The sequence below is a fragment of the Pseudonocardia sp. ICBG1293 genome (assembly GCF_020131355.1).
Taxonomy (GTDB): Bacteria; Actinomycetota; Actinomycetes; order Mycobacteriales; family Pseudonocardiaceae; genus Pseudonocardia.
On sequence record NZ_JAHLEL010000006.1, the window covers coordinates 477,925 to 491,386 of the forward strand.

A 13,462-nucleotide genomic window follows, 5' to 3' on the forward strand; every position below is an offset into this window, starting at 1 on the left:
CCCGGCCATCGTGGCGCCACCCGGGCGGTCCCGCTCGGCCGGGGCCCGGGCGCCCGGTCAGGACCGCAGGAAGGCGTCGATCTGCGCGGCGAACGGCTCCGGGTCGAGCAGCAGCTCCAGGTGGCCACCGGGGTAGCGGCTGATCCGGGAGCGCCGGATCCCGCGGTGCAGCATCGTCGCGTTGCCACGCGGGACGATCGGGTCGTCGTCCCCGGCGATGATCAGGGTGTCCGCGGTGATCGCTGGCAGCAGCGGCAGGCTGGTCCAGCCCGACAGCGCCATCAGCTGGTAGTAGTAGCCGCGCATCGGCCCACGCCGGGCACCGGCACCGAGCGCCTCCGCCGCGCGTTCCGGGTGGTCGCGCAGCGTCCCGCCGTAGATGCGGGCGGCGACGGCGTCGACGTAGGTCGGGTCCTGGTGACGCTTCGGCGAGGTCATCACCGCCATCACCCGTGGCGAGGCCGGGATCATCAGCGCCCCCGGTCCGGTGGCGGCGAGCACGAGCTTGCGCACCCGGCGGCGACGGCTGATCGCCAGCTGCTGGGCCAGCATCCCGCCCCAGGAGAACCCCAGGACGTCGGCCTCCCGCACCCCCAGCTTCGTCAGCACCTGCCCGAGCCGGTGCGCCATCCAGGTCAGGTGGTACGGCATCCGCGGCGCCGCCGACCCGCCGATGCCCGGCGGGTCGAACCGGATGACGTCGAGGTCCGCGGGCAGCGCCGCGACCAGCGGGTCGAGCACGTCGGTGGCGGCCCCGATGCCGTTGCACAGCAGCAGCGGGGTCCGGCGCGCGCCCGGGCCGGAGGCGGGGCGGCGCACGACGCGCAGGGCACGACCGCCGACGAGCACGTCGTGCTCCTCGAGGCCGGCGCCGCCGACGGGACGGGAGCTGGAGGTGGTCATCGTCGCCGAGCCTAGGCGTCGCGGCCGGGCGGTGGGGTGCCGGAGCGCCCCGGGTGTGACGATCCCGGACCGACCCTCACACCGGGGCGGGCTCGCCCAGGTAGGTCCCGGGGGCGGGGAAGAGCGGGGGCAGGCGACGTCCGCCCAGCTCGGGGGGGGCGCGTCGCGCAGCGCGCCGGACCGCTCGACCAGCCACCCGGCCAGGTCGTCCCACCAGGAGCCCTCCACGGCCGCGGCGCCGGCCCGCCAGCGCTGCGCGACCCCGTCGCCGGTGGAGCACGGGGCGGCCCGGAAGCCGGTCGCCACCGACGGCGGTGCGATCAGCGCGCCGGCCTGGTCACCGGGGGCCAGCACGAGCCGGCAGCCGCCGCCGAGGCGCTGCGCGGTCCGGAACCCACCGGTCCAGGGCTGGACCGGGTCGTCGTCGGCCGCGACGAGGTAGCTGTCGCGGCGCAGCTCGGCGAAGCGGACGGGCGTGCCGAGCACCCGGACATCGGGCCGGTCCGGGGCGTCGGCGCCCGACGCCGCGGCCAGCGCGGCGAGGTCGGTGTGCAGCCCGGCGGGCAGTGGCAGCAGGTCGGCCACCCAGGCGCGCATCGCCCGCGCGGCCGGCCCGTGCAGCTCGGCGGCCCCGCCCCCGCGCGGCACCGACCAGGGCAGCACACGGTCCGGGCCGCGCCGCCACGCCCGGACCGCCGTCGCGCCGTCCAGGACCCCGTCGCGGGCGGCCCGCTCCGCGGTCTCGGACAGGGTCGCCGGGTCGGGGGCGAAGCCGGGCAGCGCGTCGGACTGGTCCAGGACGGTCGCGAGGTAGGCGACGGCGGCGACCCGGTCGTCCAGCCCGATCGCGGCCTGGTGGGCCTGCACCGCGGCGGTCAGCAGCCCCCCCGGTGCGCACCCCGAGCAGCGACACCCGGGGGGCGCGGGTGATGCGCCCGCAGGCGTCGACGGCGTCGAGGACGGCGGCGGCGTGCGCGTCGAGATCCCGGTCGGCGTCGGCGGGGCCTGCCGGGCGCCAGGACAGCGCGAACACTTGCAGGCCCTTCCCGAGCAGGTGCTCGACCAGTGAGTACCCCGGCGCGAGGTCCGCGAGCCAGTAACGGTGCACCAGCGGCGGCACGACCAGCACCGGGGTGTCGTGCACCCGCTCGGTACGCGGCAGGTACTGCAGCAGCTCGAACATCGGGGTGCGCAGCACGACCGCCCCCGGGGTGGCGGCGACGTCGCGGCCGGGGACGGGGCCTCCGCCGGCGTCCCGGGCCCCGGTGTCGAACGGCACCGGGGGCGTGTCGGCGCCGGGCGGGGTGAAGACCCGGTCGGCGACGTCGGCCGCGGCCGGCGGGGACGCGGGGTCCGCCCCGGCCGGGTCCGTGCGGGACGCGGGATCGGCCGGGGATGCGGGACCGGCGGGGGACACCGGGCCGGTCCCGGGCCCGGGGGGTCGCGACGGGCCCGTGGCCGCGCCCCGGCCGTGTCCGGCGACCGGGACCGCCCGACCATGACCGCCGCGCGGGAGGGGATGGGTGCCGTGCGCGGCACCGATCCCCTCGGACGCGGTGACCTCCGGCAGGGCGATCCCCGGCAGCAGCAGTGCGGTCAGCCCGGAGAGGGTGGCCCGCAGCCGCTCGGCGTCCGCGGCGGGCAGCGGCGCGTCCGGGCTCGCGACGGCGTCGTCGAGCAGCCCGCGGACCGCGCCGGTCGTCGCCAGCAGCACCTGGGCCGCACGCCGCGCCACCGGCGCGACCGGGCCCGCCGCGACCCCCGTCGCGAGGGCGGAGCGGCCCAGCCCCACCCGCCCCAGCTCGGCCATCCAGCCACCGCCGTGGCGCAGGAGCAGCAGGGGCCGGGCGGACACCGCGGCCGCCAGCCGCAGGCCCGCCGCGGGCAGCGCGAGGGGGCCTGCGTCGGCCGGGGTGCGGTCGTGCTCGCTCATCGGCTCCATCATCCCCACCGCCACCGGTCGTGGCGCGTTCACCCCGCCGTCGCACGGCGGTCAGGCCGGACCGGCACGGTGGCCCGGTCGCGGACGGCGCCGGTCCCACCGGCACCACGCCGCCCGGCCGGAGCCACGCCCGGACCGTCCACCCGTTCCACGGCCACGAGAACCCGGAGCCCGATGAGCACCGTCGCACCGTCCACCCCGTCGCCCCGGACGTCCCCGGCCGGGGCGGGGTCGTTCCTGCGGGAGTTCCTGCGCGACCCGCTGCGCACGGCCTCGGCGCTGCCCAGCTCCCGGACGCTGGCCCTCGCCGCGACCGCGCCGGTGCCCGGGACCGGGGACCCGGTCGTCGTCGAGCTGGGGCCCGGGACCGGGGCGTTCACCGATGTGATCGCCGAACGGCTCGGCGGGCGGGGCCACCACCTCGCCGTCGAGCTGAACCCGCGTCTGGCCGCGCTGCTGCGGGCCCGTCACCCGCGGCTCGACGTCGCCGTCGCCGACGCCGCGGAGCTGCCCGCGCTGCTCGCCGACCGCGGGCTCGGTGGGGCCGACGTCGTCGTGTCCGGGCTGCCGTGGGCGGCCTACCCGAGGGCGGAGCCGTGGCTGACCGACGTCGTCGCGGGCTGCCTGCACCTCGACGGCGCGCTGACCCAGTTCGGCTACGCGGCGACCCGGGCCCTCCCGCCCGCCCGCCGGCTGCGGACCCGGCTGGCCGCGGCCTTCGAGGAGGTCGTGCACGGCCGCACCGTGCTCGCCAACGTCCCGCCCGCATTCGTGCTGACCGCCCGCCGCCCGCGGCCGCCCCGGGGCTGACCTGGCCCGTCGCCGCCGGGGGAGGACGGGGCCCGCCCACCGGCCGACGACGGTGCGGCGCCCGGCTACCCTGATCCGCGCCCCGCAGCCGGGTCGGCGTCGACGCGCGGACTGCGGGGATCGCCGGTTCCCGCCCGGGAACGACCCACGGACCAGGGGAGACGTGTGTCGCAGACCCAGCTCGTGTCGCCCGAGACCCGCCCGCTGCGCGCGTGGCAGCGCAGCGCACTCGCCCGCTACCTCGCGACCTCGCCGCGGGACTTCCTCGCCGTCGCGACCCCGGGCGCGGGCAAGACGACCTTCGCCCTGCGCGTCGCCTCGGAGCTGCTGCGTGACCGGGTCGTCGACGCGATCACCGTCGTCACCCCGACCGAGCACCTGAAGTACCAGTGGGCCGAGTCGGCCGCGGCCGCCGGGGTCGCGCTCGACCCCGAGTTCCGCAACTCCGCGGGCGGCACCTCGCGGGACTACCAGGGCATCGCGATCACCTACGCCGGCGTCGCCGCACACCCGATGCTGCACCGCAACCGGACCGAGAACCGCCGGATGCTGGTGATCCTCGACGAGATCCACCACGCCGGGGACGCCAAGAGCTGGGGCGAGGGCGTCTTCGAGGCCTTCGAGCCCGCCACCCGGCGTCTCGTCCTGACCGGTACGCCGTTCCGCTCCGACGACAACCCGATCCCGTTCGTCGAGTACGTCCCCGACGCCGAGGGCGCCCCGCGCAGCCGCGCCGACCACCAGTACGGCTACGCGGAGGCCCTGGCCGACAACGTGGTCCGGCCGGTCGTCTTCCTGGCCTACTCCGGGACGTCCAACTGGCGCACCAGCGCGGGCGAGGAGATCTCGGCCCGGCTGGGGGAGCCGCTGACCCGCGAGCAGACCGCGATGGCCTGGCGCACCGCGCTGGACCCGTCCGGGGACTGGATGCCCGCGGTGCTCGCCGCGGCCGACCGGCGCCTGCAGAGCCACCGCGACGGCGGCATGCCCGACGCGGGCGGCCTGGTCATCGCCACCGACCAGACCGCGGCACGCGCCTACGCCGCGCTGCTGACCGGGATCACCGGCGTGCGGCCCGCGGTCGTCCTGTCCGACGAGGCGGGCGGCTCGGACCGGATCGCGGAGTTCTCCCGCTCCACCGAGCGGTGGATGGTCGCGGTCCGCATGGTGTCCGAGGGCGTCGACGTGCCGCGCCTGGCCGTCGGGGTCTACGCCACCAGCGCCTCCACCCCCCTCTACTTCGCCCAGGCGATCGGCCGCTTCGTGCGGTCGCGGCGCCAGGGTGAGACCGCGTCGGTGTTCGTCCCCAGCGTGCCGGTCCTGCTCGGCCTGGCCAGCGAGCTGGAGGCCCAGCGCGACCACGTCCTCGGCAAGCCGCAGCGTCCCGAGGAGGTCTGGAACGACGCCGAGCTCAACGAGGCCAACAAGGTCAAGGACGAGCCCGGCGAGCAGGAGCAGGCGTTCACCTCCCTCGGCGCCGACGCCGAGCTGGACCAGCTCATCTACGAGGGCGCGACCTACTCCGCCGACGAGGAGGACTACCTCGGGCTGCCCGGCCTGCTGGAGCCCGACCAGGTGCGCACCCTGCTGTCCCAGCGGCAGGCGGACTGGATCGCCAAGGGCTCGCCGCGCACCGGCGCCCAGGCCCGCGCGACCCCGGCGACCGAGCCCACCCCGCCGCCGCCCGCCGAGCGCGGGCAGAGCGTCCGCGAACGGCTGCAGACACTGCGCAAGGAGCTGAACACGCTCGTCGCGCTGCACAACCACAAGACCCGCAAGCCGCACGGAAAGATCCACAACGAGCTGCGGGCGCACTGCGGTGGGCCGCCGGTGGCCATGGCGACCATCGAGCAGCTCGAGGAACGCATCGCGACCCTGCGTTCCTGGCGCTGAGCGCCGCTCCGGCGGGCCGCCACGGCGCCGGCGCACCCGGAGGACGGCGCGGCGGCGCGGGCGCCGTGGCGGGCGGCTCGTCGCCGCACCATGGCCGGACCGCCGCACCATGGCCGGACCGCCGCACCACGGCCGGACCGCCGCACCACGGCCGGACCGCCGCACCACGGCCCTGACGACGCGCCGCCGGGCACGCGGTGCCGGGGTGCGCGCGCTGATCCGCTCGGCGCGCGCGTCCGGACACGCGCGGACCGCGGATCAGCGCGCGCACTCCGGATCACCGTGCGGGCGTCGCGCCGCAGCAGCGGTCAGGACGGGGCGGCCCGATCCCGGGCGGAGGTGGTGGGGCCGGGGACGGGCTCGTCGCCGTCGCGGGACCTCAGGGCCACGGCGAGGACCACCAGCGCGATCCCGGCGGCCTCCAGGGCCCCCGGGAGCTGCCCGAGCACGACCAGGCCCACCAGCGTCGCGGTGGCCGGCAGCAGCGCCAGCAGCACCGCGAACCGGGCCTGGCCGACCCGGCGCAGCACCACCTGGTCCAGCACGTAGGGGACCACCGAGCTCAGCACACCCAGCCCGACGGACAGGCCCAGCACCGACGGATCGGCGAGCGGCGCCAGGTTCGCGGCACCGAAGCCGGTCGCGGCGCCCGCACCACCGACGAACAGCAGCGGGACCAGCAGGACCGCCGCCACCGTGAACCCGGTCGCGAGGTCGTCGATGCCGGAACCGGCGCGCGCGACCCGCTTGCCGAGCAGGATGTAGGCGGCCCACATCGCCGCCGCGCCCAGCGCCCAGAGCACCCCGGCCGGGCTGCCGGACCAGCGGACGTCGGCGATCAGGAGCACGCCCGCGGCAGCGAGGCCGACCGCGCCGACGTCCCGGAACCGGCGCGCCGCCAGCGCCGCGACCAGGACGGGACCGGTGAACTCGATCGCGACCGTGGTGCCCAGCGGCAGCCGGGCGATCGCCTCGTAGTAGGCCACGTTCATCAGGGCCGTGGCCAGCCCGAACGCCCCCGCCCGCAGCAGGCGGACACCGCGCCAGGCGTCCCGGCCGGGTCGGCGCCAGGCGAGCAGCACGAGCGCGGCACCGATCAGCCGCAGCTCGGCGACCGCCGAGGGGGCCAGCCGGTCGAACAGCCCCACGGCGAGCGCGGCGCCCACGTACATCGAGGTCCCACCGGCGAGGAACAGCAGGGGAGCGGGGACACGGTCGGGGGACGGGCGGTCACTCACCCGGCCACGGTAGACCGCGACACACCGTATTTACCGCGGTGTGCTTGCACGACGGCCGTGTTCCCCGCATGATTCACACGCAGTCAACTTCATACGCAATCGGTCACCGCGGGTACATCGCGGCGTCACCGGCCCGCTCGGTGCACGCCAAACGTGACGGTCGTCGCGACGCATCCCGGGAACACGTACAGGGGCCTCGAGCGTCTGTACAGGTGTGGGCGAACCGCTCGTGCGGTCGTCACAGTGATACGGCGGCGAGCGCCCGAAGCCCGCCGCCGCGACGGAGGGAGACCGCTATGCAGCCCGAAACGCTGACCCGGCCCGAATTGACCCTTGCCGACCGTTGCGACCGCTGCGGTGCGGCTGCCAAGGTGCGCGCGATCCTGCCCTCCGGTGGGGAACTCCTGTTCTGCAACCACCACGGTCGTGCCCACGCCGACAAGCTGCGTGAGTCCGGGGTGCAGGTGCAGACCGGGGAGTGACACCCGGGGCGCCACCCGCGCCCCCACCACAGACCCGCGAACGGGGCGGGGATCCGATCGGATCCCCGCCCCGTTCGGCGTGTCAGGGGTCAGGACACCGGCGCGAGCGGCTCCGGACCGGTTCCCGGACCGCCCTGCGCGCCGGGGGACCGGGACGGAGCCGGGTCGGCGGGCAGCGGCGTGGCACCGGTGACGATGTCGGCGGCCCGCTCGGCGACCATCACCACCGGGCCGTACGTGTTGGCGTTGGGGACGTCGGGGAACACCGACGCGTCGACGACCCGCAGGCCCTCGGTGCCGTGCACGCGCAGCGTCGAGGGGTCCACGACGGCGTCGGCGTCGGTACCCATCCGCGCGGTGGAGGTCGGGTGCAGACCGTTCTGGGCTCGCCGGGACACCCAGTCGAGGATCTGGTCGTCGGTGCGGACGTCGGCTCCCGGGAAGGTCTCCCCGGCGTCGAGGTCGGCGAACGCGGGCTGGGTGAGGATGTCCCTGGCCAGGCCGACGGCCTCCACCCAGCGGCGCCGGTCGCCCTCGGTGACCAGGTAGTTCTGCACCAGGCGCGGCGGCACCGCGGTGTCCCGCGAGACCGCCTGCACCGTCCCGCGGACGTCGCCGGCCATCACCGAGACGTGCATCTCGTACCCGTGCCCGACCGGCGGGACGTCCGGCGCGAAACGCATCGCGACCGGCGCGAACAGCATCATCACGTCCGGGATGCCGCCCGCCATCGAGGTGGAGGCGAACCCGCCGATCTCGAAGTGGTTGCTCGCGCCGACCCCGGTGCCCGAGACGAGCCAGCGGGCCGCCGCGGCGGGCAGCCGGTGCGGTGCCCGCTGCGGGGCCAGCGAGATCGGCTGGGTGCAGGCGTGCTGCAGGTGCACCGCGAGGTGGTCCTGGAGGTTCGCGCCGACGCCGGGCAGCGCCACCCGGGTCTCGACGCCGAGGCCCGCGAGGTGCTCGGGGTCGCCGAAGCCGGAGACCTGGAGCAGCTGAGGGGTCGCGATGGAGCCGGCGGCCAGCAGCGTCTCGCCGGCGTCGACGTCGCGGATGGTGCCGTCCGAGGCGCGGTAGCGGACGCCGATGACCCGGGTACCGCGGGCGTCGGTGCGCAGCGCGCGGACCAGCGCGCCGGTGCGGACGGTCAGGTTCGGCCGGGACGCCGCGACCGGGTGCAGCCAGGCGTCGGTCGCCGAAAAGCGGCGCCCGCGCGAGATGGTGCGCTCGGTGCGCGAGAAACCCTCCTGGACCGGGCCGTTGGTCGAGTCGAGCAGCGCGTGCCCGGCCTGCCCGGCCGCGGCCAGGAAGGCCGCGTTGAGGGGGCCCGTCGCCGCGGCGCGCTCGAGGATCTGCGGGCCGTGACCGCCCCCGGGCAGCGGGGTGCCGTGCTCGGACATCCGGCGCTCGAGCCGGCGGAAGTACGGCAGCAGGTGCGCCGAGCTCCACTGCTCGCAACCGGGCTGCCGGGACCAGCGGTCGTAGTCACCGGGGTGGGCCCGCTGGTAGACCATCCCGTTGATGCTGCTGCTGCCGCCCAGCACCTTCCCGCGCGGGACGGCGATCCGGCGCCCGGCCAGGCCGGCCTCCGGCTCGGTCACGTAGCACCAGTCGTAGCGCGGGTTGCCCCACGCCTTGGACAGCGCCGCGGGCATCCGGATGATCGGGTCCCAGCGGTGGTCGGGACGACCGGCCTCGAGCATCAGCACCCGACGTGTGGGATCCTCGGTGAGCCGTGCGGCCAGCACCGCCCCCGCGGATCCTCCTCCGACGATGACGACGTCGTACCGGCCCATAACGTGCCCTCCACACCTGCTGTCGGGATTGCCCTGTTCGAGGGAGCAACCCCCCTTGCGTGGGTCACGGTACGCCGGGCCCACCGGCCCCCCACGCCACCCCCGTACGCTCGATCGCGTGAGGACGACCGAGCGCGCCGCGGACGACGGGAAGGAGTCCCGGGACGGGGCCACCGGCGACGCCGACGCCGCGCTGGCCACGCTCGCCGCCCAGTTGGAGACCTCGATCGCCGAGCTGTCCTCGGCCCGTGCACGGGTGGCCGAGCTGCAGGACCTGCGGGCGCAGGGGCTGAGCTGGCGGGCGATCGTCCCGCGCGAGGAGCGGCCGCTGATCGTCGCGACCCTCACCCGCACCCTCGACGGCCTGGGTGCGGTGGGCGGCCGGTTCCGCCGCGAGGAGGCGGTGGCGCTGCACGGCGAGGGCGAGACGATCGCCGGGATCGGCAGGCTGTTCGGGGTCAGCCGCCAGCGCGTGTCGGCCTACCTGCAGGAGCACCAGCAGCTCCTCGAACGAGCCGCGGGCCGCGACGGACACCGGGGGCGCTGACCCGGCCGCCGGGCGGGCGGCTGCGCCCCGAGGTGCGGCCGGGACCGGTCGCGGAGCGTCAGCCCTGCGCGGAGGGTCAGCCCTGGTCGTGGCGGCGGTGCCGGGCCTGGCGCTGGGCGGGCACCCGGGGGGTCACCGGCACGACGGGGGAGCGGCGGGCGGCCGGGATCAGCGCGGTGCGGTCGAGCGTGTCCGGCTGCTCCGGTGCGGCGGGGCGGGTGGCACGTCGCTGCAGCCGGGCCAGCTCGTGGACGTCGGTGAGCCGGGCGGCGAGCGCGGTGACCACCGGCGCCAACGCGACCACCAGCCGGTCGCCGAGCGGGTCGTCGGGGCCGCCCCGGGCGAACAGCTGCAGGGCCCCCGCGGTGCGCCCGGCGATCGGGACCGGCACCGACAGCGCGCGGACGAGGCCGCAGTCGGCCGCGGCGGCGGCCAGCCCTGGCGGACCCGACCGCGTCAGGTCCGGCGTGGTGAGGGCGCGGTCGCCGCGCTCGGCGGCGGGGCCGGGGCCGGCGTCGGCCCGGCGCTGCAGCTCGCCCAGGCGCAGGGCCGCGGTGTCGGAGGCGAACACCCGGCGGGCGTCCGGGTCACGGGGATCGGCGGGCTCGCGCAGCAGCAGGGCCGCACCCCCGACCCGGGCCGCGGGCACCAGCGCCACGCAGATCCCGGACAGCAGCGCGGCGACGTCGGCGTGCGCGACGGAGGTCCCACCGGCCTGCAGCGCGACCCGCACGAGTGCGGGCGCCGGGTCGGGCGACGGGCGCCCGGTCGGGCCGGAGGTCCAGAGCGAGGCCGCCATCTCGTCCCTTCCGCATCAGCTCCCCACGGACGGGGTTCGTGACACAGCGTCGCGGGTGTGGTGGCGAGGATAACGATCGTGAATGCCACTGCGGACGGCGGCCGGTCCGGCGCGCCGCGACGATCACCGCAGGTGACGGAGTCGGCGGCTCCGGTGACCGTGGGTGTCCACCCCGGTCCGGTGCGACGGAGGTCGCCCCGGCGGGACCGGCCGGGCCGCGTAGGGTGCGCCACGTACCGCGGGAGCCCGCGCACCGAGGCTGAGAGGGCGGCAGGACCGGCCGCCGACCGTTCGAACCTGATCCGGGTCACACCGGCGTAGGGAGGCCGCTCCGTGCTGTCACGTGTTCCCCGCCCGCTCGCCGTCGTCCTGGTGCTCGCGCTGGCCCTGTCCGGCTGTGCCGCCGGCGGCGGGTCCGGCGGTGGCGGACCGATCCGCGTCGCGCTGGACTGGACGCCGAACACCAACCACATCGGGCTGTTCGCCGCCCAGCAGGCGGGCTACTTCCGCGACGCGGGCCTCGACGTGGAGTTCCTGCCCTACAACCAGACCTCCCCGGACACCCTGGTCGACTCCGGCGCCGCGGACTTCGGCGTCGGCTTCCAGGACTCGTTCACCTTCTCCAAGGCCGCCGGGGCCGACATCACCTCGGTGATGGCGATCCTGCAGCACTGGGCCACCGAGATCGCCGTGCGGGCCGACCGCACCGACATCCGGCGGCCGCGCGACCTCGACGGCAAGGTCTACGCCGGGTTCGGCGGGCCGGGCGAGAACCAGAAGATGCAGGCCGTCATCCGGGCCGACGGCGGGCGCGGCGACTTCCGCACCGAGGTGCTGTCCACGGCCGCCTACGAGGCGCTCTACGCGGGCCAGGCCGACTTCACCGAGCCGTTCGTCAACGTCGAGGGCATCGAGGCGCAGCTGCGGGGTGAGCCGATCCGCACGTTCCGCTACACCGACTACGGCTTCCCGGACGCCTACAACGTGCTGCTGCTGGGCAACTCGACCTGGCTACGGGACAACCCGGACACCGCGCGTGCGTTCGTGCAGGCGGTCCAGAAGGGCTACGCCCTGGCCGCACGGGACCCGGCGACGGGCGTGCGGATGCTCGAGGAGGCCAACCCCGGGGCGTTCACCTCCGACGAGCTGCTCGACCGCGGCGCACGGATGCTCAGCGAGCGCTTCCTGCGCGACGCGCAGGGCCGGGTCGGCTTCCAGACCCCGCAGCAGTGGGCCGGGTTCTCCGGGTTCCTCTACGACACCGGCACCGTCGCCGGGCCGGACGGCGCCCCGGTGCGGGACGCGCCGGACTTCTCGACCTGGTTCACCAACGAGTACCTGGCACCGTGATCCGCCGGCTGTGGCCTGCCGTCGCACTGGTCGGCGCCCTCCTGGTCGTCTGGCAGGTGGCGGTCACCCTCGCCGGCACCCGCCCGCAGGTCCTGCCCTCGCCGCTGCGGGTGCTCGAGCAGGGCTGGGCGTTCCGCGCCGAGCTCTGGGCGAACACGCTGCCGACGGTGCAGGTGACGCTGATCGGCTTCTCGATCTCGATGGCGCTGGCCTGGGCGGCCGCGGTCGCCGTCGACTTCTCGCCGTGGCTGCGCCGCGCGCTGACCCCGCTGCTGGTGGCCTCCCAGACGCTGCCGGTGGTCGCGATCGCCCCGCTGCTCATCATCTGGTTCGGTTTCGGCCTGCTGCCGAAGGTCCTGGTCATCGCGCTGGTGACGTTCTTCCCGGTGGCGGTCGGGCTCATCGAGGGATTCGCCGCGACCGACCGGTCCGCGACCGCGCTGCTGCGCTCCATGGGCGCCTCGCGGTGGCAGCGGTTCCGCCACGTGCGGCTGCCCGGGGCGCTGCCCTCGTTCTTCACGGCCCTGCGCATCGCGATCACCTACGCCGTCACCGGCGCGATCTTCGCCGAGTACGTCGGTGCCCGCGCCGGCCTGGGGATCTTCATGCAGCTGCAGAAGAACCAGTTCCGCACCGACCTCGTGCTCGCCGCCGTCGCGGTCACCGCCGTGCTGTCGGTGACGCTGTTCGCCCTGACCTTCCTGCTGCAGCGCCTGGTCACGCCCTGGTACGTGGCCGACCACGACGGGGGCGGTGTGCGGTGAAGGTCGCCGTGCGCGAGCTGTCGGTGTCCTACGGCGACCTGCCGGTGCTGTCCGGGGTGAGCCTGGACGTCGCGCCGGGGGAGTTCGTGTCGCTCGTCGGACCGTCGGGCTGTGGCAAGTCCACCCTGTTCGGGGCGCTCGCGGGCATCCTCGACGGGGCGACGGTCACCGGCGGGATCGAGGTCGACGGCGGCCCGGTGTGCGGCGCCCCGTTCGGCCTGATGCCGCAGCAGGACCTGCTGTTCCCGTGGCGCACCGTCCTCGACAACACCACCCTCGGGCTGGAGATCGCCCGGGTGCCGCGTCGCGAGGCCCGGGAACGCGCCCGTGCGCTGTTCGAGCCGTTCGGGCTGGCCGGGTTCGAGGACGCCCGTCCGGCCGAGCTGTCGGGTGGCATGCGCCAGCGCGCGGCACTGCTGCGCACCGTCGTCGGCGGGCGCGAGGTGCTGCTGCTCGACGAGCCGTTCGGCGCGCTGGACGCGCTCACCCGGACCGCCATGCAGGACTGGCTGGAGTCGGTGCGCGCCCGCTACGGCTGGACCACCCTCCTGATCACCCACGACGTACGTGAGGCGGCCCTGCTCTCCGACCGGGTGCTGGTGTTCTCGCCACGCCCGGCCACCGTGGTGCGCGAGGTCGTCGTCGACGCGGTACGGCCGCGTCGCCGGACCGACCCGGCGCTGGCCGCGGTCGAGGCGGACCTGCTCGACACGCTGCGCGGCTGACCCGCCCACCCGGGGAACGCCCAGGCGGCGGGCACGAGGTCGTCGAGTCGCCCCGGCTCGCGGTCGTCCCCGGCTCGCGGTCGCCCCGGTGAGCCGTCGCCCCGGGCCGCGATTGCCCGGCCGCTGTTCCCCGGTTGCTGTCGCCCCTGTCCGCGGTCGCCTCGGGCCGCCGTCACCCCGGGCCGCCGTCACGGCACGATCCGTGGCCTGATCGAC

General features: G+C 76.3%; 11 protein-coding genes, 1 pseudogene and 1 riboswitch. Of the genes and pseudogenes, 7 read left to right on the plus strand and 5 right to left on the minus strand.

Annotated features, from left to right (window positions below):
• Nucleotides 1-57: 57 nt before the first annotated feature.
• Both KPF47_RS39850 and KPF47_RS40725 read right to left on the minus strand, forming a co-directional pair.
• The gene (locus tag KPF47_RS39850; protein WP_224386616.1) at nucleotides 58-1,770 is read right to left on the minus strand and encodes an alpha/beta fold hydrolase; all 1,713 of its coding nucleotides are present in this window, start codon (nucleotides 1,768-1,770) and stop codon (nucleotides 58-60) included.
• A 247-nt stretch (nucleotides 1,771-2,017) separates the two neighbouring features.
• Nucleotides 2,018-2,848: pseudogene (locus KPF47_RS40725) on the minus strand (hypothetical protein); the annotation flags it as partial.
• Nucleotides 2,849-3,019: 171 nt separating this feature from the next.
• Between KPF47_RS40725 and KPF47_RS02935 the strand changes: the two are divergent.
• Entirely contained in the window at nucleotides 3,020-3,655 is a 636-nt protein-coding gene (locus KPF47_RS02935; protein WP_224386617.1) for a class I SAM-dependent methyltransferase, read from the plus strand.
• A gap of 165 nt (nucleotides 3,656-3,820) precedes the next feature.
• Entirely contained in the window at nucleotides 3,821-5,548 is a 1,728-nt protein-coding gene (locus tag KPF47_RS02940; protein WP_224386618.1) for a DEAD/DEAH box helicase, read from the plus strand.
• Between the two features lie 308 nt (nucleotides 5,549-5,856).
• Here KPF47_RS02940 and KPF47_RS02945 read toward each other — a convergent pair whose 3' ends face one another.
• A complete protein-coding gene (locus KPF47_RS02945; protein ID WP_224386824.1) occupies nucleotides 5,857-6,720 on the minus strand; it encodes a DMT family transporter in 864 nt (287 codons plus the stop codon).
• Between the two features lie 362 nt (nucleotides 6,721-7,082).
• Between KPF47_RS02945 and KPF47_RS02950 the strand changes: the two genes are divergently transcribed.
• Nucleotides 7,083-7,268 carry a hypothetical protein gene (locus tag KPF47_RS02950; RefSeq protein WP_224386619.1) on the plus strand — a complete coding sequence of 62 codons (186 nt, stop codon included), beginning with the start codon at nucleotides 7,083-7,085 and terminating at the stop codon, nucleotides 7,266-7,268.
• 89 nt (nucleotides 7,269-7,357) lie between these two features.
• On the opposite strand, the gene KPF47_RS02955 is transcribed toward KPF47_RS02950, so the two are convergent.
• Nucleotides 7,358-9,061, minus strand: a complete 1,704-nt coding sequence (locus KPF47_RS02955) for a choline dehydrogenase (RefSeq protein ID WP_224386620.1) — start codon at nucleotides 9,059-9,061, stop codon at nucleotides 7,358-7,360.
• Between the two features lie 118 nt (nucleotides 9,062-9,179).
• Between KPF47_RS02955 and KPF47_RS02960 the strand changes: the two genes are divergently transcribed.
• Entirely contained in the window at nucleotides 9,180-9,608 is a 429-nt protein-coding gene (locus KPF47_RS02960; RefSeq protein ID WP_224386621.1) for a hypothetical protein, read from the plus strand.
• Between the two features lie 76 nt (nucleotides 9,609-9,684).
• Here the strand turns inward: KPF47_RS02960 and KPF47_RS02965 are convergent, their stop codons facing one another.
• Nucleotides 9,685-10,407 carry a hypothetical protein gene (locus KPF47_RS02965; protein WP_224386622.1) on the minus strand — a complete coding sequence of 241 codons (723 nt, stop codon included), beginning with the start codon at nucleotides 10,405-10,407 and terminating at the stop codon, nucleotides 9,685-9,687.
• Nucleotides 10,408-10,635: 228 nt separating this feature from the next.
• A riboswitch (TPP riboswitch) is annotated at nucleotides 10,636-10,749 on the plus strand.
• Here KPF47_RS02965 and KPF47_RS02970 point away from each other — a divergent pair.
• The 3 genes from KPF47_RS02970 to KPF47_RS02980 all read left to right on the plus strand — a co-directional run bounded on the left by KPF47_RS02970 (nucleotide 10,741) and on the right by KPF47_RS02980 (nucleotide 13,246).
• Nucleotides 10,741-11,757, plus strand: coding sequence for an ABC transporter substrate-binding protein (locus KPF47_RS02970; RefSeq protein ID WP_224386623.1), 1,017 nt, complete (start codon nucleotides 10,741-10,743; stop codon nucleotides 11,755-11,757). Its footprint overlaps the riboswitch before it by 9 nt.
• Nucleotides 11,754-12,521, plus strand: coding sequence for an ABC transporter permease (locus tag KPF47_RS02975; protein ID WP_224386624.1), 768 nt, complete (start codon nucleotides 11,754-11,756; stop codon nucleotides 12,519-12,521). The genes KPF47_RS02970 and KPF47_RS02975 overlap by 4 nt, the downstream gene beginning before the upstream one ends.
• Nucleotides 12,518-13,246 carry an ABC transporter ATP-binding protein gene (locus tag KPF47_RS02980; protein ID WP_224386625.1) on the plus strand — a complete coding sequence of 243 codons (729 nt, stop codon included), beginning with the start codon at nucleotides 12,518-12,520 and terminating at the stop codon, nucleotides 13,244-13,246. Before KPF47_RS02975 ends, KPF47_RS02980 begins: the two co-directional genes overlap by 4 nt.
• The last annotated feature ends 216 nt before the right edge of the window (nucleotides 13,247-13,462 follow it).

Excerpts from the sequence above, each read along its gene's own strand:
- KPF47_RS02945 (WP_224386824.1), bottom strand. The coding sequence starts at position 6,720 with ATGTACGTGGGCGCCGCGCTCGCCGTGGGGCTGTTCGACCGGCTGGCC.
- KPF47_RS02955 (WP_224386620.1), bottom strand. The coding sequence starts at position 9,061 with ATGGGCCGGTACGACGTCGTCATCGTCGGAGGAGGATCCGCGGGGGCG.
- KPF47_RS02950 (WP_224386619.1), top strand. The coding sequence starts at position 7,083 with ATGCAGCCCGAAACGCTGACCCGGCCCGAATTGACCCTTGCCGACCGT.
- KPF47_RS02965 (WP_224386622.1), bottom strand. The coding sequence starts at position 10,407 with ATGGCGGCCTCGCTCTGGACCTCCGGCCCGACCGGGCGCCCGTCGCCC.
- KPF47_RS02935 (WP_224386617.1), top strand. The coding sequence starts at position 3,020 with ATGAGCACCGTCGCACCGTCCACCCCGTCGCCCCGGACGTCCCCGGCC.